A 22828-nucleotide genomic window follows, 5' to 3' on the forward strand; every position below is an offset into this window, starting at 1 on the left:
TCTTACGACGTAAATATAACGTGCCCCCATGGCCTTACAACGTAAGAATCAGTCGGCGGATGCCGCTCATGTGCAGGAGGAACCCCCGCGAGGGCGGAGCACGACAGCGTTTCTGCGGCCGTACGCGGGGGGCTTCGCGGCCGTGGTCGTCCTCCAGGTCGTCGGCGCCCTGGCGGGGCTGGCACCGCTGCTCGCGGTCGTCGAGCTGGGGCGCACCCTGCTCGCGCCGGGTCCGGCCGACCACGGCCATGTCCGTCTCGTCGTGATCGCGGGTGCGGCCGGGCTGTTCGTCAAGCTGCTGTGCACGGCCGCCGCGGCGGGCGGCGCCCATCTGCTGGACGGCCGGGTGCAGCTGACACTGCGCCGGGAACTGGCCGCCCGGCTGGGGCGGGTGCCGATCAGCTGGCTCTCCGGCCGCCGACGCGGTGAGCTGGCGAAGCTGGTGGGCGACGACGTCGGCGCGGTGCACCCGTTCATCGCCCACACGCCCGGGGAGCTGGCCTCCGCCTTCGTCGTGCCGCTGGCCTCGCTGGTGTACCTGTTCACCATCGACTGGCGGCTGACGCTGATCACCCTGATCCCGGTGGTCGCCGCGGTGGCGCTGGTCCCGCTGATGATGACCCCGGCCCGGCTGCGCGAACAGGCCGAATTCGACGCGGCGATGGCGCGGATCGCCGACTCCGTCGTGGAGTTCGTCCAGGGCATCGCGGTGGTCAAGGCCTTCGGCGGGGGTGAACGCGCGCACCGCGAATTCCGCTCCGCCGCCGACGCGTTCGTCGCCACCTTCAGCCGCTGGGTACGGGGGATGGCCCCGATCGCCGCGAGCATGCAGCTGGTCCTCGCGCCGCCCTTCGTGCTCCTGACCGTGCTCGTCGGCGGCGCCGCACTGATCACCGGCGGGACGCTGGCCCCGGCCGACCTGCTTCCGTTCCTGCTGCTGGGGCTCGGGCTGACCGCCCCGGTGGCGGCGCTCGGCCACGGCTTCGACGAACTGCAGGCCGCTCGCCGCGCGGTCGGCCGCATCCGCGACGTGCTCGCCGTACCGCCGCTGCCGGAGCCCGCGCACCCGGTCGCGCCGCACGGCCACCGGGTGGAGCTGCGCGAGGTCCGCTTCGGCTACGAACCGGACCACGAGGTCCTGCGCGGGGTCGACCTCGTACTGCAACCGGGGACGGTCACCGTGCTCGTCGGCCCCTCCGGGAGCGGCAAGTCCACCCTGGTCCAGCTGCTGCCCCGGTTCATCGACCCGACGGCCGGCTCGGTCCGCCTGGGCGGCGTCGACCTGCGCGAACTGGCCGGCCGCGAGCTGTACCGGCAGGTCTCCTTCGTCTTCCAGGACGTCCGGCTGCTGAACGCCTCGGTCAGGGACAACATCGCGCTGGCGGCACCCGACGCCACCGCGGGCGACGTGGAACGGGCCGCCCGCCTGGCCAACATCCACGACCGCGTCCTCGAACTCCCGCACGGCTACGACACGGTGATCGGCGAGGAGGCCAGGCTGTCCGGCGGCGAGGCCCAACGGGTCGCGCTCGCCCGCGCCCTGCTGGCCGACACCCCCGTCCTGGTGCTCGACGAGGCGACGTCCTTCGCCGACCCGCTCACCGAGCAGGCCGTGCGACGCGCACTGGACACGCTGCGGGACGGCACCAGGACCTTCCTGGTCATCGCACACCGCCTGGAGACCGTGGCCGGCGCCGACGCCGTCGCGGTCCTGGAGGACGGAGTGATCGCCGAGTACGGACCGCCCGGCGAACTGCTCGCCGAGGGCGGGAGGTTCGCCGCCCTGTGGGGTACCCGGCAGCCGGCGGTCCCAGCGGGAGAGGGTGAGCGGCTGTGACCGCGCACGGCCCGGCCGGTCCGACGGGGACGGGTCCGCGCACCCGCCCCGAACAGCGAGAGGACGACCTTCGATGATCACCCTGCTGCTGCGCGTGCTGGGCCATCAGCACGCCCGCCCGATGCGCCGCACCCTCACCCTGATGACGGTGACCGCGGTGGCCGAGGGCCTGTCCTACGCCCTGCTGGCGCCCGTGCTCCGGGCCCTGCTCGGCGATACGCCGGGGGACGCCTGGCCCTGGCTGGGCGCGTTCGGGGCGGCGGTCGCCGCGTGTGCGGTGCTGCGCTTCCTCAGCGACATGTCGGGGTTCCGCGTCGGCACCTCGCTGCTGCGCGGCGTCTACCACCGCCTCGGCGACCACCTGGCCCGGCTGCCGCTCGGCTGGTACAGCTCGGCCCGGGTGGGCGAGGTGTCGGTCCTGGCCGGTCAGGGCGTGCTGCGGGCCATGAGCGTGATCGCGCACCTGCTGGGACCGTTCGTCTCCGCCGCCGTGACCCCGCTGACGGTCGTCGTCGTGATCCTCGGGCTCAACTGGCAGCTGGGGCTGGCCGTCCTGGCCGGGGTCCCCGTCGTGGCGGCGGTCCAGACCCTGGCCGGGCGCCGCACGGTCGCCGAGGACGCGGAGCGCGCCACCCGCGACCGGGAGGCCACCGGACGGGTCATCGAATACCTCTGGGCGCAGCCGGTCCTGCGCGCCGGTGGCCGGACCGCCGAACGCTTCGGGCTCCTGGACGACGCCCTGCGCCGGGTCCAGCGGGCCTCCCGCCGCTCCGCGCTCGCCGCGCTGCCCGGCGCGGTGGGCCTGACGCTGACCGTGCAGGCGCTGTTCACCGCGGTGCTGGGTCTGGGGGCGTACCTCGCGCTCGGCGGACACCTCGGGGCGGCCGAACTGCTGACGGTCCTGGTCCTGGCGACGCGCTGTGCGGATCCGCTGCTGTCGCTGGCCGAGCTGGGCGGCAAACTGCGCGCGGCCCGGGGCGAACTGGCCAGGCTGGACGTACTGCTGCGCACCGAGCCGCTGCCGCAGGCCGCCGATCCCGTCGAACCGGCCGGCCACGGGGTGGAGTTCGATTCGGTCACCTTCCGGCACGGCGAGCACACCGTGTTCGACGGCCTGTCGCTGTCCCTCGCCGACGGTCAGTGGCTGGCGGTCGTGGGGCCGTCGGGCGCGGGCAAGAGCACCCTGCTGCAACTGCTCGCCCGGTTCTACGACGTGGACGCGGGCGCGGTGCGCGTGGGTGGCGTGGACGTGCGCGAGATCGGCACCGAGACGCTGATGGCACAGTTCGCCATCGTCTTCCAGGACGTCTACCTCTTCGACGGCACGATCGAGGACAACGTGCGCCTGGGCCGGCCCGGCGCCACGGAGGCAGAGGTGCGTGCCGCCGCCGGGGCGGCGCGGCTGGACGAGGTGATCGAGCGGCTGCCCGAGGGGTGGGCCACTCCCGTGGGCGAGGGCGGCGCCCGTCTGTCGGGCGGGGAGCGCCAGCGCGTCTCCATCGCCAGGGCGCTGCTGAAGGACGCCCCGATCGTGCTGCTGGACGAGGTGACGTCCGCGCTGGACCCCGTCAGCGAGTCGGCCGTCCACGCCGCCGTCGAGCACCTGGTGGCGGGCCGGACCGTGGTGTCGGTGGCCCACCGGCTGCACACCGTACGGCGCGCCGACCGCATCGCCTTCGTCGACGGCGGCCGGATCGTCGAGGAGGGCAGCCACGAGGAACTGCTGCGCCTCGGCGGCCGTTACGCGGCGTTCTGGGAGCTCGCCCCGGGCCCCTCGGCGGCAAGGCCGACACCGGACCCCGTCCTCCCGCCGGCGAGGTGAGCCCGCGGGGCCGGTCGCGGCGTCCGCGACCGGCCCCGGCTCATCCCCCGGCGCTCAGGACGTCCTGAGCGCCGCCGCCATCTCCGCCAGCCGCTCCGCCGGGGCCGAGCCGGTCACGACCGTCGTCGCGCCCTTCTCCTCACGCACCAGCGCGTTGTACTTCGGGCCCTCCCAGCGCTGCCAGGTCTCCCCCGCCACCTCCTGCGTGCGGCCGGTGTCCTTGGCCTTCTGGCTGACCTGGCTGATGTACAGCTTCGCCGGGGACGTGGACTGCTCGATCGCGACGTACTTGCCGTCCGGGTCGAGGAAGCCGAGGTGCCAGCTGTTGCCCGCGTCCCGGTCGTAGGTGACCGAGGTGGGCTTCCAGCCCTCGGGCAGGCCGCTGGGGGCCGCCACCGGGTACGGGGCGGCGCGCCGCGCGGTCAGGAGTTCGACGCGGTAGTCGACCGCCTTGACCGGATCGGCCTTGTCGTCGTGCGGAATGAAGATGTAGACGACACCTGCCACGACGGCGATCGCCATCAACGACAGGATCATGTCCCGCACTGTCTGCTTGCCTCGCTTGCTTGCCACGGGACCATCGTCGCATCAGCCCTCGCGGGACCGAATCGGGGGCGCCCCGCTCAAACGTGACCCGGTCTGCTCATTTTATCGTCCTGGCGATAGAGTCAGATCACCCTCATCCGGTCGTCGTCGTACAGAAAGGTGCGCTCCGATGTCCGAGCATCATCTGCCGTCCCAGCTGGAGGTCTCCCCGGAGGCCCCCGACCGCAACCTCGCCCTGGAGCTCGTCCGGGTCACCGAGGCCGCAGCCATGGCCGCCGGGCGCTGGGTCGGCCGCGGGGACAAGATCGGGGCCGACGGCGCCGCCGTGAAGGCCATGCGGACCCTCGTCTCCACCGTGTCCATGAACGGCATCGTGGTCATCGGCGAGGGCGAGAAGGACGAAGCCCCCATGCTGTTCAACGGCGAGCGGGTGGGCGACGGCACCGGGCCCGAGGTGGACATCGCCGTCGACCCGATCGACGGCACGACGCTGAACGCCAAGGGGATGCCCAACGCCATCGCGGTGCTGGCCGCCGCCGACCGGGGCGCGATGTTCGACCCGTCCGCCGTCTTCTACATGGACAAGCTGGTCACCGGCCCCGAGGCCGCCGACTTCGTCGACATCAACGCACCCGTCTCGGTGAACATCCGGCGCGTCGCGAAGGCGAAGAGTTCCACGCCCGAGGACGTCACGGTCGTCGTCCTGGACCGGCCCCGCCACGACGGGATCGTCAAGGAGATCCGGGAGACCGGCGCCCGGATCAAGTTCATCTCCGACGGCGACGTGGCCGGATCGATCATGGCCGCGCGCGAGGGCACCGGCGTCGACCTGCTCATGGGGATCGGCGGCACCCCCGAGGGCATCATCTCGGCCTGCGCCATAAAGTGCCTCGGCGGCGTCATCCAGGGCAAGCTCTGGCCGAAGGACGAGGCTGAGCGGCGGCGCGCCCTGGACGCCGGGCACGACCTGGACCGGGTGCTGTCCACGGACGACCTGGTCAGCGGGGACAACGTGTTCTTCGTGGCGACCGGCATCACGGACGGCGAGCTGATGCGCGGGGTGCGCTACCGCGCGGAGACGGCGACCACCGAGTCCATCGTCATGCGGTCCAAGTCGGGCACCATCCGGACGATCAGCTCCACCCACCGGCTGTCGAAGCTGCGCGCCTACAGCGCCATCGACTTCGACCGCGCGAAGTAGCCCGACGGCCGCACCGCCCCGGCACGCCCGCGCGTCCGGCCGAAGAGGCGCCCCCCATGTGCGGTGGGGGCGCCTCTTCGTATGTGTGGGTACGGGACCAGGGCCCCGTCAGCCCGCGATGCGGTCGGTCGCGCCCGAGGCCTTCAGCTCCACATCGCGCCGCCTGCGCCGGGCGAGCGCGACGCGGCGCTCGGCGGCGGTGAGGCCACCCCAGACGCCGTACGGCTCGGGCTGCATCAGGGCGTGCTCGCGGCACTCGACCATCACGGGACAGCGCGCGCAGACCCGCTTCGCGGACTCCTCGCGCGAGAGGCGGGCGGCAGTCGGCTCCTTCGACGGGGCGAAGAACAGCCCGGCTTCGTCCCGGCGGCACACCGCCTCCGAATGCCAGGGGCCGGCCTGGTCCTCCCGAGCGGGTGCCCGCTGCGGGGGGACGGCGGCGACCTGCAGGGGCTGATGCGGCAGTTGCAGCACGGGTCCACTCCTGACGACGGCTTCGCGAGCGAGAGACGATGCAGCAGTCCCTACCCGCTGTGCGCGCGCCTATGCACTGAGTGGCACCTGCGGCGTGTTTCAAAAGTTCCCTCGCGGCCGGAAAGGCACCCGCACACCGCGCCGCGGGAACCGCCTTCAGTGGCCGAGGTGTTTACGCAGCCGGTCCTGGAGATCCGCGATGAACTTGCCACGCTTCGGCTTCGCCTCGACGCTGCCGAACACGGAATATCCGTTGACGACCACCACGGGCGCTTCGGGATCGGCCGATTCCAGCGTGCGTACTTCGAAACTGCCGAAAATTCCCGTACCGCTGCCGCGCAGCGAGATGTTCTCGGGCACCCTGATCTCCACGCTCCCGAAGACGGAGGTCGCGTTGATCACGGTGAGACGCTGGCCGAAAAGCGCCTCGGTCAGATCGATTTCCACACTGCCGAACAGCGAGAAGGCGTTCGTCCGTCCGCCGACCCGCCAACGGCCCTTGCGGGTCGAGCTGCTGAAGATCGCCACCAGATTGTCGGCGGGGCCGGTGGCCGTCTCGGGGCCGTAGGCGTACGGGGTGCCGGAGGCGGGCCTGGGCGCGCCGCCGGGCGACGGCAGGTCCCGTACGAGCGGTTCGAGCTCGCCGACCGTCTTGGCGCGGTAGACGGAATCGACCCGGTCCGCGTGCTCGTCGGCGGTCAGCCGGCCCTCGGCCATCGCTTCCCGCAGAATGTCCGCGATCCGGTCGCGGTCCGCGTCGGAAGCACGGATGCCTTCGGTTACCGCCGGCGCGGTGGGCTGCTGGGGCTGCTTGTCGAGGTCCACCGCCCCAGCGTACCGAAACGCGATAGATCGCGACAGAGGGTGGACGGTGCGCCGCCCGGCCAACCCTGCCGGAACCGGGTGAGCCCTACCTCACAAGCCCGCCGCCCCCGGCGGGTCCTACCCTGGTGGGTGCGCTGTCCAAGGGTGCCAGCCGCTGTCTGCCGAGTGAGGAATGGCCGTAATGCCAGAGTTTGCGTACTCCGATCTGCTCCCTCTGGGAGAGGACACCACGCCCTACCGTCTGGTCACCGCCGAGGGTGTGTCCACCTTCGAGGCCGACGGGCGTACGTTCCTCAAGGTCGAGCCGGAGGCGCTGCGCACCCTGGCCGCCGAGGCCATGCACGACATCTCGCACTACCTGCGGCCCGCGCACCTGGCGCAGCTGCGGCGGATCGTGGACGACCCGGAGGCCTCGTCCAACGACAAGTTCGTCGCGCTCGACCTGCTGAAGAACGCGAACATCGCCGCCGCGGGTGTCCTGCCGATGTGCCAGGACACCGGTACGGCCATCGTCATGGGCAAGCGCGGGCAGAACGTGCTGACCTCGGGCGGTGACGAGGAGGCTCTGTCGCACGGCATCTTCGACGCGTACACGAAGCTCAACCTGCGCTACTCGCAGATGGCCCCGCTGAACATGTGGGAGGAGAAGAACACCGGCTCCAACCTCCCGGCCCAGATCGAGCTGTACGCGACCGACGGCGGCGCGTACAAGTTCCTCTTCATGGCCAAGGGCGGCGGTTCGGCCAACAAGTCGTTCCTGTTCCAGGAGACCAAGGCGGTCCTCAACGAGGCATCCATGATGAAGTTCCTGGAGGAGAAGATCCGCCTCCTGGGGACCGCGGCCTGCCCGCCGTACCACCTGGCGATCGTCGTCGGCGGTACGTCCGCCGAGTTCGCGCTGAAGACCGCGAAGTACGCCTCCGCGCACTACCTGGACGAGCTGCCCACCGAGGGCTCCCCGACCGGGCACGGCTTCCGGGACAAGGAGCTGGAGGAGAAGGTCTTCGAGCTGACGCAGAAGATCGGCATCGGGGCGCAGTTCGGCGGCAAGTACTTCTGCCACGACGTGCGGGTGGTGCGCCTGCCCCGGCACGGCGCCTCGCTGCCCGTCGCCATCGCCGTGTCCTGCTCGGCGGACCGGCAGGCCACCGCGAAGATCACCGCCGACGGCGTCTTCCTGGAGCAGCTGGAGAAGGACCCGGCCCGCTTCCTGCCGGACACCACCGACGAGCACCTCGACAGCGAGGGCGACGTCGTGCGCATCGACCTGAACCGGCCGATGGACGAGATCCTCGCCGAGCTGACCAAGTACCCCGTCAAGACCCGGCTCTCGCTGACCGGGCCGCTGGTCGTGGCGCGCGACATCGCACACGCCAAGATCAAGGAACGCCTCGACGCGGGCGAGGAGATGCCGCAGTACCTGAAGGACCACCCGGTGTACTACGCGGGCCCGGCGAAGACCCCCGAGGGCTACGCCTCCGGCTCCTTCGGCCCGACCACGGCCGGCCGCATGGACAGCTATGTCGCGCAGTTCCAGGCGGCGGGCGGCTCCAAGGTGATGCTCGCCAAGGGCAACCGCTCCAAGCAGGTCACCGACGCGTGCGACGCGCACGGCGGCTTCTACCTGGGCTCGATCGGCGGCCCGGCGGCCCGGCTCGCGCAGGACTGCATCAAGAAGGTCGAGGTCGTCGAGTACGAGGAGCTCGGCATGGAGGCGGTCTGGAGGATCGAGGTGGAGGACTTCCCCGCGTTCGTCGTCGTGGACGACAAGGGCAACGACTTCTTCACCGAGCCCGCCCCGGCCCCGACGTTCACCAGCATCCCGGTGCGCGGCCCCGGCCTGGGCTGAGCCCCCGCACGGGCACAGGGGCGCCCCGCGCCCCTGTGCCGCCGCCCGCTCAGCCGTCGAGCAGCCCCGATGTGGCCACCAGATAGCCGAGCTGGGCACGGCTGGTGCTGCCCAGCTGGTCGGAGACCTTGCGCATGTGCTCGGCGACGCTGCGCCGGCTCATCCCGATCCGGCGCGCTATCGCGGCGTCCGTCTCGCCGTTCACCACGGCCTGGAGGATGGCCCGTTGCAGGTCGGAGGTGACGACCGGGGTACGCAGCGGCGCCCGCTCGGGCCGTACGGGCACCGCGCGGGCCCATGCCTCGTCGAAGCCGCGGGCCAGGAAGCGCACCAGCGCCGGGTGGCGGACGCACAGCGCCTCGTGCGGATCGTCGGAGAAGGGCACGAAGGCGAGGTCCAGGTCGACCACGATCACCCGGTCGACGACCTCGGCGAGCGTCCTGATCTCCGCCCCGGCCGCGCTGACCTGCTCGATGTAGGCGAGGGTCGCCCGGTCGGAGCGGACGGTGTGCTGGTAGACGGTCCGCTGCCGGATACCGCGCCGCAGGTTGCCCAGGTCCCGCTCCAGCGCCACCTTCAGAGCCTGTTCCGGCCGTCCGCCGCCGGGCTGCGCGGTGCGGATCTCCTCCCGGCAGCCGGCCACCCCCGCCTCCAGCGCCTTGCTGATGACCGCCTCCCCGGAGAGCCGGGTGAGTTCGGGCTGTTCGAGCCGGTACACGTCCGCGTACAGGGACTCGAAGGCGGCGAGCGTGGTGCGGGTGGCGCGCAGGGCGCGGCGCCGTTCGAGTACGGCCTCCCGGAGCGGGGCGAGCGCGGCGTACGAGGCGGTCTCCGGCGGTACGGGAATCATCGAGCCCGGCGACCGGCGGTCCGCGACCATCAGGTGAAGGGCTCTCAGGCAGCCGGCCACCTCCTCGCGCGGCAGGCTGCCCGCCACCAGCGCGCGCCGGTAGGAGGCGAGCGCCCGCTCGCACGGCTGCTCCGGCGGGCGTCCCGGCCCCCCGGCGCCGTCCGGCGCCGATTCGCGGCAATCGCATGCCGGTGGGCTGGAATGGTCGTCCTTCACAAGGATGCAGATTACCTTTGTGCAAACGGCGGGAGAGAGGAAAGCCCCGTGGTCTGGCCGACTATGAGCGGGTGACCTCCGGCAGCCCCCGCCCCCTCGACGAGCCGGCCGCCGAATCGGCCGGTTCTCCTCGCGACGAGCGCTTCTTCCGCATTCTGGTGGCCGGTTGCTCGGTCTCCTCGTACGGCACGTTCCTCAATATGGTGGCGCTCAATCTCTTCGTCTACGAAACGACGGGGCGGGCGCTCGCCATGGGGCTGTTCATGGCGGTCCGGCTGGGGGCCGGATTTCTCGCCGGTCTGGCCGCGGGCGGTCTGCTCGCGCGTTTCACCGCGAAACGCGTGATGCTCTGGACGAATATCGCGCAGGCGGCCGTGATGCTGCCGCTGATTTTCGCGCCGGCCGGATGGCGTACGCCTTCGCTGTTCACCGTGTCCGTGGTGGTCGGGTCCTGCGGGACGCTGTTCATGGTGGCCCTGCGCAGCTCCGTTCCGGAGATGGTGGGCGAGGAGCGGCGGTCCTGGGCGAACTCACTGACGGTCACCGGGCGTTCGATGGCGATGGTGGCCGGCTTCGCCTCGGCGGGGGTGGTCGTCTCGCTCGTCGGGTACACCGCCGCGTTCGTGGTCGACCTGGGCACCTTCGCGGTCTGCGCGCTGACGGTGGCCCTGCTGCCGGTCGCGGGCGGCGGGAAGGGCCGGGCGGAGGCCGCGTCCACAAGTGCGGGGAAACCGGCGCGGCGGACGCCCGTCGCGTTCGCCGCCCTGGCCGCCGTGCCGGGTCTCGGCCTGATGGTGGGGCTGCGCGGGGTGGACGCGCTCGGCTCCTCGTCCCACAACGCGGCGCTGCCCGTGCACTCCGCCGCGCTCGACGCCTCGCACCCCGCCCTGTTCGTCAGCGCGTTCTGGTGCCTGTGGGCGGTCGGCAACATCGTGGCCCAGCAGGTGATCCAGCGGTACACCCGTCGCACCGGCCGCTCGGTGGGCGCTTCCGGCTTCGGCTACGGGACCTGTGTCATGTCCGGGGCCTTCATCCTGGCGTTCGCCGGCTTCCCCCTGGCGGCCACCGCCCTGATCGCCCTCGTCGCGGGCGCCGCCGACGGGCTGACCGAGGTCTCGTACACCTCGCACCTCCAGACCCTGCCGGCCGGGCCGCGCGCCCATGCCTTCGGGCTGTCCGCGACGGTGGAGAACCTCGGTTTCGGGGCCGGGATGATCCTCGTCGCGGCAGCCCTCGAACACTTCAGCCCGCCGGCGGTCGTCGGCTGGTCGCACGGCGCGGCCCTGGCCGTCGCGGTGGTGTTCCTGCTCCGCATGGCCGCGAGGCGCGCCCCGCGCCCCGGCCCGACGCAGCCGTGAGGGCGTCGGCGCGGGGCCACGCCGGGGCGTACCCGTACGGCGGGAATCAGCCAATCTCGCGCATGGCCCGTTGCGGCCCCGGGCGGCGCCGGACCGGGCCGCGGGGAGCGCGGCGACGGCCGGGCCGGGGCACCGGGTGGGGTCCGCGACCCCCAGGGTCTGTCCAACGATTCCCGTCTTCGCCCACAGGGGGGCCGCACGGCGTCGGGTGCTTCCACGGGTTCCCGGCTCCGCTCGAACCGGGAAGACCCCGTGAGCGGCCGGACCGGCCCCGCGGCCGTCCGCGGGGCACCACCGCTTTCGCGCACCGGGCCGGTCCCCGGACTTGCGGGACACCGGGCCGATGCGGTGGGTTGTCCGGCGTCGCCGGAGAAATCCGCATCGCCGGGCGGTCCGGCCCGGTGCCGTCACCGGGCGCCGGGGCCGTCCGCGCGTACCCGCCGCCGGTCCTCACCCCTGCCGACTCTCGCCGCACCGCCGTCCGAACCCGTACGGCCGCACCACCCTCACCGTCCCACTCCGGAAAGGCGGACACCGCATGACGCCGGTCCTCCACCGCAGCCATGCCGACGACCTGCTCACCTTCATCAGGTCCAGCCCCTCCCCGTACCACGCCGTGGCGAGCGCCGCCCAGCGGCTGGAGAAGGCGGGCTTTCGTGAACTGCGCGGAACCGACGACTGGACGGGCACCACGGGCGGCAGCTTCGTCGTCCAAGGAGGCGCGCTGATCGCCTGGTACGCCCCCGAGTCCCTGCCCGCGCACACACCGTTCCGGATCATCGGCACCCACACCGACTCACCGAACCTGCGGATCAAGCCCACCCCCGACACGGGGTCGGCCGGCTGGCGGCAGGTCGCGGTGGAGATCTACGGCGGGGTCCCGCTCAACACCTGGCTGGACCGGGATCTGGGCATCTCGGGCCGGCTCGCGCTGCGCGCCCCCGGCGGGCGGACCGACTCCCGGCTGGTGCAGATCGACGAGCCCCTGCTGCGGGTGCCGCAGCTGGCGATCCACCTGGACCGCACCGTCAACGACGGGCTGGCCCTGGACCGGCAGCGGCACATCGCACCGATCTGGTCGCTCGGCGCGGCCGACGAGGGGGCGCTGCTGCGCCGGGTCGCGGCAGCCGCCGACGCCGCACCGGACGAGGTGCTGGGCTGGGACCTGATGCTGCACGACGTGCAGCCGCCCGGATATCTCGGCGCGGAGCGGGAGTTCGTGGTGTCCTCGCGGCTGGACAACCTGGTGTCGGTGCACGCCGGGGTGACCGCGCTGGCGGCGGTGGCGACGGCGGCCGACGCGCCCGCGTACATCCCGGTGCTGGCCGCCTTCGACCACGAGGAGGTCGGCAGCGGCTCGGACACCGGGGCGCAGAGCCCCCTCCTGGAGCGGGTACTGAGCCGTTCGGTGACCGCGCGGGGCGGCAGCTCCGAGGACTGGTCGCGGGCGCTGGCCGGCGCGTACTGCGTCTCGGCCGACATGGCGCACGCCGTCCACCCCAACTACGCGGAGCGCCACGACCCGGGCCACCAGCCGCTGCCCAACGGCGGCCCCACGGTCAAGGTCAACGTCAACCAGCGCTACGCCACCGACTCGGCCGGCATCGCGCTGTTCGCCGCCGCCTGCGAGCGGGCGGGGGCGCCGTGGCAGCCGTTCGTCTCCAACAACGCGATGCCGTGCGGCACGTCCATCGGCCCGCTCACCGCTGCCCGGCTGGGTGTGCCGACCGTCGACGTGGGCGTGCCGGGGCTCTCGATGCACTCCGCGCGCGAGCTGTGCGGGGCCGAGGACCCGGGGCACCTGGCGGCGATCCTGACGGCGTTCGCGGCCTCGGGCTGAGGTCCTGAGGCGCTGAGGCGCTGAGGCGCTGAGGCGCTGAGGCGCTGAGCCGGGGCGCGCGTGCGGTACGGGGAGGGGCCGGTGCGGCTCCTCCCCGTACCCGTGTGCGACGGGTGTTACGCGAAGCGCTGGTTCGCGCCGCCGTCGCAGGGTTGCAGCCTCAGCGGGTCGTGGGCGCCCGCGAGGGTAGCGCACAGGCCCGTCGCCGCGGCCGGGCTCAGGGTGCCCGACTGGCGGACGAACTGCTGGTTGGCGGCGCCGGAGCAGTTGTAGAGGATGAGGGCCGCGCCCGCCTTGTAGTCGGCGCCCGGTACGTCCAGGCAGCGGTCGTGGCTCAGTTCGGTGCGCAGGTTCTTCGTGGCGGAGTCGTACCACCAGCCCTGGTTGCGCCCGCCGTGGCACTCCCAGCCGGTGACCCCGGTGTTGTTACGGGTGACGGAGGCGGGGGCGTCCAGGCAGGCGGCCGTCGCCTCGCCGCGCAGGGGCGTGAAGAGGTCGTCCCAGGCGGCGGGCTGGAGCACCGGCTGTCCGGTGCTCGCCGGGTCGGCGCAGCTCGCCTCGCGCAGGCCCGAGTTGTAGATCTGGGTCAGGCAGGAGGCGAAGGCCCCGTGGCCGGCCGCGTTCGGGTGGAAGGACTGGCGGACGGAGTTGGAGTCCGGCGGGAAGTGCGACAGGTCGATGTAGAGACCGCGGGCCCAGGTGGACTCGCTGCACACCTCGTGGCCGTGGAAGAGGCGCGAGTTGTCGAGGTAGACGGCGCCCGTGTCGGCGGCCACCTCGCGCATGCCGCGCTCGAAGGCGGGAACGGCGGTGTTGCGGCCCCAGGCCGCGTCGGAGTCGTATCCGGCGCAGCCGCCGGGAAGCTTGCCGGGGAAGTTCGGGTTGTCGTAGAAGTCCGGGCCGATGGGGCTCGGGTAGCCCATGACGACGAGCTTGTAGTCGCCGTCGGTGTAGCCGGCGTCGCTCATCACGGTCTTCAGGTCGCGCACGGTCTTCTCGACCTTGGGGACGAGCCCGTCGACGCGGGCCTGCCAGCCCCCGTCGTACTTGGACTGGCAGGCACCCTGGAGGAGGACCCAGCGGGTGACACAGTCCGTCATGACGGGCCCGAACTGGAGGTCGTCGTTGGCACCCGCGACCAGCACGATCATCTTGATGCGGGTGTTGCGCGCCTTGATGGCCAGGTTGTCGCTCTGCACCAGCTCGTCGGCGTACTGCTTGGAGCCGCCGATGACGATGTTTCCGGTGTACGCGCCGGAGCACGAGACGTTGTACGTGACGTCGGCCGGAATCCCCGTGCGGTGGATCGCGGAGTCGGGTGAGCGGTGGCACCAGTTGTCGGGGCCGTTGGTGCCGGCCTCGTACGTGCCGACGCCCTCGCCGGATATCTCGCTGTCGCCGAGCGAGATGAGCCCCGTCCTGCGGTCGGCGAGCGGGCGCTCGGCCGGGTCGCCGTACAGCTGGGTGGCCTCCGCGGCGCGGATGGCCTCCAGTTCGGGTGACAGGGGGGTGGATGCGGTACTGGTGGTACCGGACGGGGCGGCGGTGGCCGTTCCCGCCGCCGCGGTCATGCCGCCGAACGCCGCCGCCATGGCCGCGGCGGCCGCGACGGTACAGCGGAGTCTGTGCCTGGTGCGCCTCATTGCGCCTCCCGAGTTGTGGTTACCCCCGGTATTTACTGGTCGGTAGACGACTTGGGAATAGCTGGAACAAGACAAGTGCTCATCTTTTTCAGGAGGTTGAACGACAGTGGAACAGGGAACGGGCGAGGGCTACCGCGTCGAGCACGACTCGATGGGCGAGGTCAGGGTCCCCGCCGAAGCGAAGTGGCGGGCCCAGACGCAGCGGGCCGTGGAGAACTTCCCGCTCTCCGGGCAGCGCCTGGAGCGGGCCCACATCGAGGCCCTGGCCCGCATCAAGGCCGCCGCCGCCAAGGTCAACGCCGAGCTGAAGGTCCTGGACCCCGAGATCGCGCGGGCGGTCCAGGAAGCGGCCGGCGAGGTCGCGGAGGGGCGCTGGGACGCGCACTTCCCGGTCGACGTCTTCCAGACCGGCTCGGGTACCTCCTCGAACATGAACACCAATGAGGTGGTGGCCACGCTCGCCACCGAGCGCCTCGGCCGCGAGGTCCACCCCAACGACCACGTCAACGCCTCGCAGTCCTCCAACGACGTCTTCCCCTCCTCCATCCACATCGCCGCGACCGCCGCGGTGACCGCCGGCCTGATCCCCGCCCTGGACCATCTGGCGGCCGCCCTGGAGCGCAAGGCGGAGGAGTTCGCGACGGTCGTGAAGGCCGGGCGCACCCATCTGATGGACGCCACGCCCGTCACCCTCGGCCAGGAGTTCGGCGGGTACGCGGCGCAGGTCCGCTACGGCGTCGAGCGGCTGCGCGCCTCACTCCCCCGCCTCGCGGAACTCCCGCTCGGCGGCACGGCCGTGGGCACCGGCATCAACACCCCGCCCGGCTTCTCCGCCGCCGTGATCGCCGAGGTGGCCCGCGCCACCGGCCTGCCGCTCACCGAGGCCCGCGACCACTTCGAGGCGCAGGGCGCGCGGGACGGCCTGGTGGAGACCTCCGGCCAGCTGCGCACCATCGGCGTCTCGCTCACCAAGATCTGCAACGACCTGCGCTGGATGGCGTCGGGCCCGCGCACCGGTCTCGCCGAGATCTCCCTGCCCGACCTCCAGCCTGGCTCCTCGATCATGCCGGGCAAGGTCAATCCGGTCATCCCCGAGGCGGTCCTGATGGTCGCCGCGCAGGTCACCGGGAACGACGCCACGGTCGCCGCGGCGGGCGCGGCCGGCAACTTCGAGCTGAACGTGATGCTCCCGGTCATCGCGAAGAACCTGCTGGAATCCGTACGGCTGCTCTCCAACGCCGCGCGGCTGCTCGCGGACCGCACGGTCGACGGGATCACCGCGCACGCGGAACGGGCCAGGGAGTACGCCGAGTCCTCGCCGTCCGTCGTCACCCCGCTGAACAAGTACATCGGCTACGAGGAGGCGGCGAAGGTCGCCAAGAAGTCGCTCGCCGAGCGCCGGACGATCCGCGAGGTGGTCATCGAGTCGGGCTACGTGGAGCGCGGCGACCTGACCGAACAGCAGCTCGACGAGGCTCTGGATGTGCTGCGCATGACCCGGCCGTGACGCCCGTCGCTGCGGGACACCGGGAGGCTCACTACGATCTCTCCATGACAGGTAGCGGAGAGATTGAGCGCTGGACGCCGGGTGATCAGATCCTGTGGCGCTACCGGGGCAACGGCCCCGAGCGGCCGGATTCGGCCGCGCGCCCGTTCCACATCTGCCGCCCGGTCACGGTCGTCCAGGACACCGAGGAGCTGCTGGCGGTGTGGGTGGCGCCCGGCACCGAGTGCGTCAAGCCGGTCCTGGCGGACGGCACCGATGTGCACGCCGAACCGCTCGCCACCCGGTACACCGCCCCGCGCACCACCGCCCGCTCCCCCTGGCTGGGCAACGGGGTGCTGAAGCTGGCCGCGCCCGGCCTGCCCTGGTCGGTCTGGCTGTTCTGGGAGCGCGGCTGGCACTTCCGCAGCTGGTACGTGAACCTGGAGGAGCCGCGCACCCGGTGGGCCGGCGGCGTCGACTCCGAGGACCACTTCCTCGACATCTCCGTCTACCCGGACCGCAGCTGGCTCTGGCGCGACGAGGACGAGTTCGAGCAGGCCCAGCGGGTCGGCCTGATCGCGCCGGACGTGGCGGACCGGGTGCGGGCGGCGGGGGCCGAGGCGGTCGGGCTGATCCGTGACTGGGCGGCGCCGTTCCGTGACGGCTGGGAGAACTGGCGGCCCGATCCGGCGTGGCGGGTACCCGAACTGCCCGACGACTGGGACCGTCGGCCGGATGACTCGGACCGCACGCCTTCCGCCATGCCGTCGTGAGACCCTTGATGGACCCCAGGGGGGCAAACGTAGGATCGTCCCGAGAAGTGCGGCTCGACCCCAACCGGCAGGCGGGGATCGGGAGCTGACCGCAAGTCATCGGCTCGTCGCACAAATGGCAGCCCTCACGGACCGCATCGGTGTCACGAGTCGCACGAGTTGCCCACATCGCATGAGCCACTACGAGGGGGTGGAGACGTGTCCGCTGTCCGCTGCCGTCCCGTCGGAAACGTTGTCATCGACATCCCCCGTGGACATCCGGTTTCGGCCCCGTGTCCCGGGGCAGGCGATGTCAGCCGTTGTCATTGCCACTCCTGCCGGGGCACAGTGACGCCCCACAAGGTGATTGCCTCATACAACCGGCCCGGACGGACGGAACCCCACGCGTGACGGAGCACCCCACCTCCCACGAAGGCCGGCAGCCTCTCGCCGCCCGGCCGCAGGAACGCACCCGGCCGCGGCAGCGGGACGCCGCCGTGGCGGCCGCCGCTGCCGCGACGGCGATCCCGGCCCCGGCCAAGGGCTCCGGCCCGGCGGGACCCGACCCCCAGGCGGCGACGCGGCGCGAGGGCGACCGGCTGCGCTTCGTGGGGGCCGCCACCCGGCGGATCGCCCGGGGCATAGACCTGGACGAGATCGTGCTGGGACTGTGCCGGGCCAGTGTCCCGACGTTCTCCGACGCCATACTCGTCTACCTCCGCGACCCGCTGCCCGTCGGCGACGAGCGGCCCGTCAACCCGTTCGTGCTGCGGCTGCGCCGCTCGGACCGGCTGCGGCTGACGGAGGAGGAGACCGAGAGCCTGCCGGAGACCGAGCGGCTGCGACTGCCCACCGTCGACCCGCAGGCCGATCTGATGCCCGCCGCCGAGCTGTGCGAGGTCCGGGCCGGCAGCGCGCTCGCCGAGGTGCTGCGCGGGGTGCGCCCGGTCTTCGGCGACGCCGCGGCGGCCCGCGTCGCGCTGCCCGAACTGCTCGGCGCCGACCGCGCGGTGCCGTCCGGACACCGGGTGATCCTGGCCCCGCTGCGCGGCCGCCGCCGGGTCATCGGGGCCGCGGTCTTCCTGCGCGGCGCGGAACGCCTGCCGTTCGAGGCCAACGACCTTCTGGTGGCCGCCCAGCTGGCGACGCACACCGCGCTCGGCATCGACAAGGCGGTGCTCTACGGGCGCGAGGCCTACATCGCCGACGAGTTGCAGCGCACGATGCTGCCCGACTCGCTCCCCCAGCCGACCGGCGTGAAACTCGCCTCGCGCTACCTCCCGGCCGCCGAGACGGCCCGGGTCGGCGGCGACTGGTACGACGCGATCCCGCTGCCCGGCAGCCGGGTCGCCCTCGTCGTCGGGGACGTCATGGGCCACTCCATGACCTCCGCCGCGATCATGGGCCAGCTGCGCACCACCGCCCAGACCCTCGCCGGGCTCGACCTGCCGCCGCAGGAGGTGCTGCACCACCTGGACGAGCAGGCGCAGCGGCTCGGCAGCGACCGCATGGCCACCTGCCTGTACGCGGTGTACGACCCGGTCGCGCACCGCATCACCGTCGCCAACGCCGGCCACCCGCCGCCCGTCCTGCTCCACCTGGGCGGCCGCGCGGAGGTGCTGCGGGTGCCCCCGGGCGCCCCGATCGGCGTCGGCGGTGTGGACTTCGAGGCCGTCGAGCTGGACGCCCCGGCCGGCGCGACGCTGCTGCTGTACACCGACGGGCTGGTCGAGTCGCGGCTGCGGGACGTGTGGACGGGCATCGAGCTGCTGCGCGAACGGCTCGCCACCACGGCCCGGCTGACCGGTCCGGACCACTCGCCGCCGCTGGAGGCGCTCTGCGACGACGTGCTGGACATGCTCGGCCCCGGCGACCGCGACGACGACATCGCGCTGCTGGCCGCCCGCTTCGACGGGATCGCGCCGAGCGACGTGGCGTACTGGTTCCTGGACCCGGACGACTCCGCCCCCGGCCGCGCCCGCAGGCTGGCCCGCAGGGCGCTCGGCCGGTGGGGCCTGGACGAGCTGTCGGACTCGGTGGAGCTCCTGATCAGCGAGGTGGTCACCAACGCCGTGCGGTACGCGGAGCGGCCGGTGACCCTGCGTCTGCTGCGCACGGACACGCTGCGCTGCGAGGTCGGCGACGACTCCCCGCAGCTCCCCCGCCAGCGCCGCGCCCGCGACATGGACGAGAACGGCCGCGGCCTGTTCCTGGTCAACCGGCTGGCCCGGCGCTGGGGCGCGACCCGGCTGTCGACGGGCAAGGTCGTGTGGTTCGAGATGCCGGTGCGCGGGTAGGGCCCGCGCGGAACGCCGAAACGGGCGGTGTACGAGGACTTCTCCTCGTACACCGCCCGTTTCGGCTGTCGGGGCCGGGTCGGTCAGGGCGTCATCGTTCGGCGCTGTTGTCCGGCCGCTTGTCCCCCGAGATGTCCGGCAGGCCGATGGAGGTCGAGGGGTCCGGGCCCGGTTCCGTCGACGGGCCGGGGGGCGGCTCCGAGGTCGGATCGTCCGAGGGCGAGGGGGGCGGTGAGCTCGGCGGGGCCTCGCTGGAGGGGGGCGGCTCGGAGGTCGGGGTGTCGTCGGACGGTTCGCCGGAGGGCGTGGAGTCGCCGGAGGCCGAGGTGCTGGGGGACGCCGAGTGGGACGGGGGCGGCGGGCTGACGGCGGCGCCCATGTCGGTGTCGAGGACGAACTTGCTCGCCTTACCGAGGGAGTGGCCCATGTAGTCGGCCCAGATCTCGGCCGGGAAGCCGCCGCCGTTGACGCGGCCGCCGCCGCCGGCGCCCTGGAGGGTCACCTGCGCGTTCTTCTTGATCTTCTTGCCGTCGTCGCCGGTCCGGTCGAAGGCCGCCTCGCCGAACAGGCCGACCGAGGTGACCAGATCCGGGGTGTAGCCGGTGAACCAGGCGGACTTGTTGTCGTCCGAGGTACCGGTCTTGCCGGCGATGTCCTGCTTCAGGAGTCCTTCGGCGTTGCGGACGGAGCCGCGGGCCGTACCGTCGTCGACCACGCCGGTCAGCACCGACGTCACGGAGTCCGCGGCCTGGCGCGAGATCACCTGGTCGCCGATCGCGTCGGGCAGCTTCAGCGGCTCGTCGCCCTGGTGGACGGCGGACTTCACGATCTGCGGGGTGACCTTCTTGCCGTGGTTGTCGAGCGTGGCGTAGATCCCGGCCATCTCCAGCGGGCTGGCGCCCATGGAGCCGAGGGTCTGTGCCGGTACGGCGTCCAGCCCGTCCACGTCCATGCCGAGCTTGCCCGCGGTCTCCATCACCCTGCTCATGCCGACGTCCACGCCCATCTGCGCGAAGACGGAGTTGACGGACTGGTTCATCGCGGTCTGGACGGTGATCTGGCCGTAGTCGTGGTCGTCCTCGTTCTCCGGCGCGAAGTACCTGTCGCCGCCGACGACCGGGCGCTTGCTGGTGCCGTCGTAGCGGGTGTTCGCGGTGATCTGCTCGCCGTCCTGCGTCTTCGACTTCTCGTCGAGGGCGGCGGCGAGGATGACGGGCTTGAAGGTGGAGGCGGGCTGGTAGTCGCGCCGGGCGGCGTTCGACACCCAGTGCTCGTTCTGGCCGCGTCCGCCGTACAGGGCGAGCACCGCGCCGGTCTTCGGGTCGAGGGAGGCGGCGCCGGCCTGGATGTCCTGGTCGAGCTTGCGCTTCTTGGTGTCCAGCTTGTCGATCAGCTTGGTCTCGACCGACTTCTCCAGCTGCTGCTGCTTCTTCTTGTCGATGTTGACGGTGATCGTCCAGCCACCGAGGTCGAACTGCTCACCGCTGATGTCCAGCTGCTTGAGCACCGCCTGGCGGGCCATCTCGACGATGTACCCCTTCTGGCCGGCCGTGCCGTTCAGCGGCTTGGGGTCGCGGGGGACGGGGAACTTCAGCTTCTGGCGTTCGGCGGGGTCGAGCCAGTCCTCCTCGACCATGTTGTTCAGCGTGTACGCCCAGCGTTCCTTGACGAGCGCCTTGCCCCTCGGCCCGGCGACGGCCCAGTCGTACTGGCTGGGTGCCTGGAGCAGTGCGGCGAGGTAGGCGCCCTGGGAGACGTTCAGGTCCTTGGCGTCCACGCCGTAGTACGCCTGCGCGGCGGCCTGGATGCCGTAGGCGCCGCGGCCGTAGTAGCTGGTGTTGATGTACCCGGCGAGGATCTCCTTCTTGCTCCTCTTCTGGTCCACCTTCAGTGAGATGACCAGCTCCTTGAGCTTCCGGGTGACCGTCTGGTCCTGCTCCAGGTAGTAGTTCTTGACGTACTGCTGGGTGATGGTCGAGCCACCCTGCTTGCCCTTGCCGGAGAGGGTGTTGATCAGGCCGCGCGTGGTGCCCTTGAAGTCGATGCCGTGGTCGTCGTAGAAGGACTTGTTCTCGGCGGCGACGAAGGTGTCCTGGACCTGTTTGGGTACCTCGGCGAGGCTCACGATCTCGCGGTTGACCTCGCCGGTCCGGGCCAGCAGGCTGCCGTCGGAGTACTTGTAGACGTTGGCCTGGAGCTTGGCCCTGGCGTTGCCCTCGGGCACGTCCACAACCATGTAGAGCACGGCGAAGGCACCCATGCCCAGAAGGATCACCCCGAAGGCCGTGCCCAGTAGTTTGCGCCAGGTGAAGAGTCTGCGTATGCCGCCGCTCTTCGCAGCCCGCCGCTGGGCTCGTCGCGCATCCGCTCGACCCATCGCTTGGTTGCTCCCGTTTCTCTGCTCGGCCGGATCAGCTCGGACCTGCCAGCTAACACCGTTGGCAAGCCCAAAAAGCAGGCGTTCCGCCGTTTTACGGACGTGAGAATCAGCACCCGCTCCCGGTGGAACCGACTCCTGAGGGGTGTACAAGGTTGCGAAAACCAGTAATGTGTAATCACATTGCTAGCGACCAGCTAGCCACGAACCACGGGGGCCCTCATGACCGAACCGCTCGACAGGAACACCGCGCCCCAGCCGCCGGCCGACCTGACCCCGGACGCCCCGGACATGCCGGAACCGCAGGTCCGCGAGACGAAGGCGCACAGCATCGCGGGCGGCCTCGGGCTGCTGCTGACCGTGATCGGCGTGATCGCCGGCATCGCGCTCGCCATCATCGGGGGCGTCATCGGATCGAACGGGAACAACGCCGCGGGCATCCCGCTCTGCATCCTGGGCATCCTGCTGGCCATCGCCTCGTTCTTCTGCATGGGCGGCGTGAAGATGGTCGCACCGGGCGAGGCCCGGGTCATCCAGCTGTTCGGCCGGTACGTGGGCACCATCCGCACCGACGGCCTGCGCTGGATCAACCCGCTGACCTCCAGCCGCAAGATCTCCACCCGTGTCCGGAACCACGAGACGGCCGTCCTCAAGGTCAACGACGCCTACGGCAACCCGATCGAGCTCGCCGCGATCGTCGTGTGGAAGGTCGAGGACACCGCGCAGGCCCTCTTCGAGGTGGACGACTTCCTGGAGTTCGTCGCCACCCAGACCGAGGCCGCCGTCCGGCACATCGCCATCGAGTACCCGTACGACGCCCACGAGGAGGGCGGCCTGTCGCTGCGGGGCAACGCCGAGGAGATCACCGAGAAGCTGGCCGTCGAGCTGACCGCCCGGGTGCAGGCGGCGGGCGTGCGGATCATCGAGTCCCGTTTCAGCCACCTCGCGTACGCCCCCGAGATCGCCTCCGCGATGCTCCAGCGCCAGCAGGCCGGCGCGGTCGTCGCGGCCCGGCAGCAGATCGTGGAGGGCGCGGTCGGCATGGTCGAGATGGCGCTGACCCGGATCGCCGAGCAGGACATCGTCGAGCTGGACTCGGAGCGCAAGGCCGCCATGGTCAGCAATCTGATGGTGGTCCTGTGCGGTGACCGCGCCGCCCAGCCGGTCCTCAACACGGGCACGCTCTACCAGTGACCGAGGAGAGCGCCGGGGAGGCACCGCGGCCCCGGTCGCGGCAGCGCAAGCAGATGCTGCTGCGGCTGGACCCCGCCGTGCACGACGCGCTGGCCCGCTGGGCCTCGGACGACCTGCGCAGCGCGAACGCGCAGATCGAATTCCTGCTGCGGCGGGCGCTCGCCGAGGCCGGCCGGCTGCCCGGCGGGGCGGCACCGATCGCCCGCCGGGGCCGGCCGCCGAAGGCCGCCGGCCCGGAGCCACCGGCCGACGACTGACCGA

General features: G+C 71.9%; 17 protein-coding genes. 11 read left to right on the forward strand and 6 right to left on the reverse strand.

Annotated features, from left to right (window positions below; all coding sequences use genetic code 11):
• Window positions 1-28: 28 nt before the first annotated feature.
• Both B082_RS0102805 and B082_RS0102810 read left to right on the forward strand, forming a co-directional pair.
• Window positions 29-1837 carry an ABC transporter ATP-binding protein gene (locus B082_RS0102805; RefSeq protein ID WP_078622471.1) on the forward strand — a complete coding sequence of 603 codons (1809 nt, stop codon included), beginning with the start codon at window positions 29-31 and terminating at the stop codon, window positions 1835-1837.
• A gap of 73 nt (window positions 1838-1910) precedes the next feature.
• Entirely contained in the window at window positions 1911-3659 is a 1749-nt protein-coding gene (locus tag B082_RS0102810; protein ID WP_018550298.1) for an ABC transporter ATP-binding protein, read from the forward strand.
• A 54-nt stretch (window positions 3660-3713) separates the two neighbouring features.
• On the opposite strand, the gene B082_RS0102815 is transcribed toward B082_RS0102810, so the two are convergent.
• Window positions 3714-4232, reverse strand: coding sequence for a DUF4245 domain-containing protein (locus tag B082_RS0102815; RefSeq protein ID WP_026249367.1), 519 nt, complete (start codon window positions 4230-4232; stop codon window positions 3714-3716).
• 142 nt (window positions 4233-4374) lie between these two features.
• On the opposite strand from B082_RS0102815, the gene glpX reads away from it, so the two are divergent.
• Complete coding sequence (glpX, locus tag B082_RS0102820) at window positions 4375-5406, forward strand: class II fructose-bisphosphatase (RefSeq protein WP_018550300.1); 1032 nt, start codon at window positions 4375-4377, stop codon at window positions 5404-5406.
• 108 nt (window positions 5407-5514) lie between these two features.
• Here glpX and B082_RS0102825 read toward each other — a convergent pair whose 3' ends face one another.
• Together B082_RS0102825 and B082_RS0102830 are read right to left on the reverse strand one after the other, a co-directional pair.
• Window positions 5515-5880 (reverse strand): WhiB family transcriptional regulator, encoded by a 366-nt coding sequence (locus tag B082_RS0102825; protein WP_018550301.1) that lies wholly within the window; start codon window positions 5878-5880, stop codon window positions 5515-5517.
• A 156-nt stretch (window positions 5881-6036) separates the two neighbouring features.
• Window positions 6037-6705 (reverse strand): DUF1707 SHOCT-like domain-containing protein, encoded by a 669-nt coding sequence (locus B082_RS0102830; RefSeq protein WP_018550302.1) that lies wholly within the window; start codon window positions 6703-6705, stop codon window positions 6037-6039.
• 181 nt (window positions 6706-6886) lie between these two features.
• Here B082_RS0102830 and B082_RS0102835 point away from each other — a divergent pair, with 181 nt between their 5' ends.
• The gene (locus B082_RS0102835) at window positions 6887-8554 is read left to right on the forward strand and encodes a fumarate hydratase (RefSeq protein ID WP_018550303.1); all 1668 of its coding nucleotides are present in this window, start codon (window positions 6887-6889) and stop codon (window positions 8552-8554) included.
• Window positions 8555-8603: 49 nt separating this feature from the next.
• On the opposite strand, the gene B082_RS0102840 is transcribed toward B082_RS0102835, so the two are convergent.
• Complete coding sequence (locus tag B082_RS0102840; protein ID WP_026249368.1) at window positions 8604-9620, reverse strand: LuxR C-terminal-related transcriptional regulator; 1017 nt, start codon at window positions 9618-9620, stop codon at window positions 8604-8606.
• 158 nt (window positions 9621-9778) lie between these two features.
• Here B082_RS0102840 and B082_RS0102845 point away from each other — a divergent pair, with 158 nt between their 5' ends.
• Window positions 9779-10978: an MFS transporter gene (locus tag B082_RS0102845; protein WP_026249369.1), complete on the forward strand. Its 1200-nt coding sequence runs from the start codon at window positions 9779-9781 to the stop codon at window positions 10976-10978.
• A gap of 538 nt (window positions 10979-11516) precedes the next feature.
• Window positions 11517-12818 carry a M18 family aminopeptidase gene (locus tag B082_RS0102850; protein WP_018550306.1) on the forward strand — a complete coding sequence of 434 codons (1302 nt, stop codon included), beginning with the start codon at window positions 11517-11519 and terminating at the stop codon, window positions 12816-12818.
• A 116-nt stretch (window positions 12819-12934) separates the two neighbouring features.
• Here the strand turns inward: B082_RS0102850 and B082_RS0102855 are convergent, their stop codons facing one another.
• Entirely contained in the window at window positions 12935-14461 is a 1527-nt protein-coding gene (locus tag B082_RS0102855) for a ricin-type beta-trefoil lectin domain protein (RefSeq protein WP_018550307.1), read from the reverse strand.
• A 151-nt stretch (window positions 14462-14612) separates the two neighbouring features.
• Here B082_RS0102855 and B082_RS0102860 point away from each other — a divergent pair, with 151 nt between their 5' ends.
• The 3 genes from B082_RS0102860 (at window position 14613) to B082_RS0102870 (ending at window position 18996) form a co-directional block, all read left to right on the forward strand.
• Window positions 14613-15968, forward strand: coding sequence for a class II fumarate hydratase (locus B082_RS0102860; protein WP_051094577.1), 1356 nt, complete (start codon window positions 14613-14615; stop codon window positions 15966-15968).
• Window positions 15969-16012: 44 nt separating this feature from the next.
• A complete protein-coding gene (locus B082_RS0102865) occupies window positions 16013-16720 on the forward strand; it encodes a DUF402 domain-containing protein (RefSeq protein WP_018550309.1) in 708 nt (235 codons plus the stop codon).
• A gap of 386 nt (window positions 16721-17106) precedes the next feature.
• Window positions 17107-18996: an ATP-binding SpoIIE family protein phosphatase gene (locus B082_RS0102870; protein ID WP_018550310.1), complete on the forward strand. Its 1890-nt coding sequence runs from the start codon at window positions 17107-17109 to the stop codon at window positions 18994-18996.
• A gap of 91 nt (window positions 18997-19087) precedes the next feature.
• On the opposite strand, the gene B082_RS0102875 is transcribed toward B082_RS0102870, so the two are convergent.
• Window positions 19088-21373, reverse strand: a complete 2286-nt coding sequence (locus B082_RS0102875; protein ID WP_026249370.1) for a transglycosylase domain-containing protein — start codon at window positions 21371-21373, stop codon at window positions 19088-19090.
• A 222-nt stretch (window positions 21374-21595) separates the two neighbouring features.
• Between B082_RS0102875 and B082_RS0102880 the strand changes: the two genes are divergently transcribed.
• The gene (locus B082_RS0102880) at window positions 21596-22567 is read left to right on the forward strand and encodes an SPFH domain-containing protein (protein ID WP_018550312.1); all 972 of its coding nucleotides are present in this window, start codon (window positions 21596-21598) and stop codon (window positions 22565-22567) included.
• Window positions 22564-22824 carry a hypothetical protein gene (locus tag B082_RS0102885; RefSeq protein ID WP_018550313.1) on the forward strand — a complete coding sequence of 87 codons (261 nt, stop codon included), beginning with the start codon at window positions 22564-22566 and terminating at the stop codon, window positions 22822-22824. The genes B082_RS0102880 and B082_RS0102885 overlap by 4 nt, the downstream gene beginning before the upstream one ends.
• The last annotated feature ends 4 nt before the right edge of the window (window positions 22825-22828 follow it).

The sequence above is a fragment of the Streptomyces sp. ATexAB-D23 genome (assembly GCF_000373645.1).
GTDB lineage: Bacteria > Actinomycetota > Actinomycetes > Streptomycetales > Streptomycetaceae > Streptomyces > Streptomyces castrisilvae.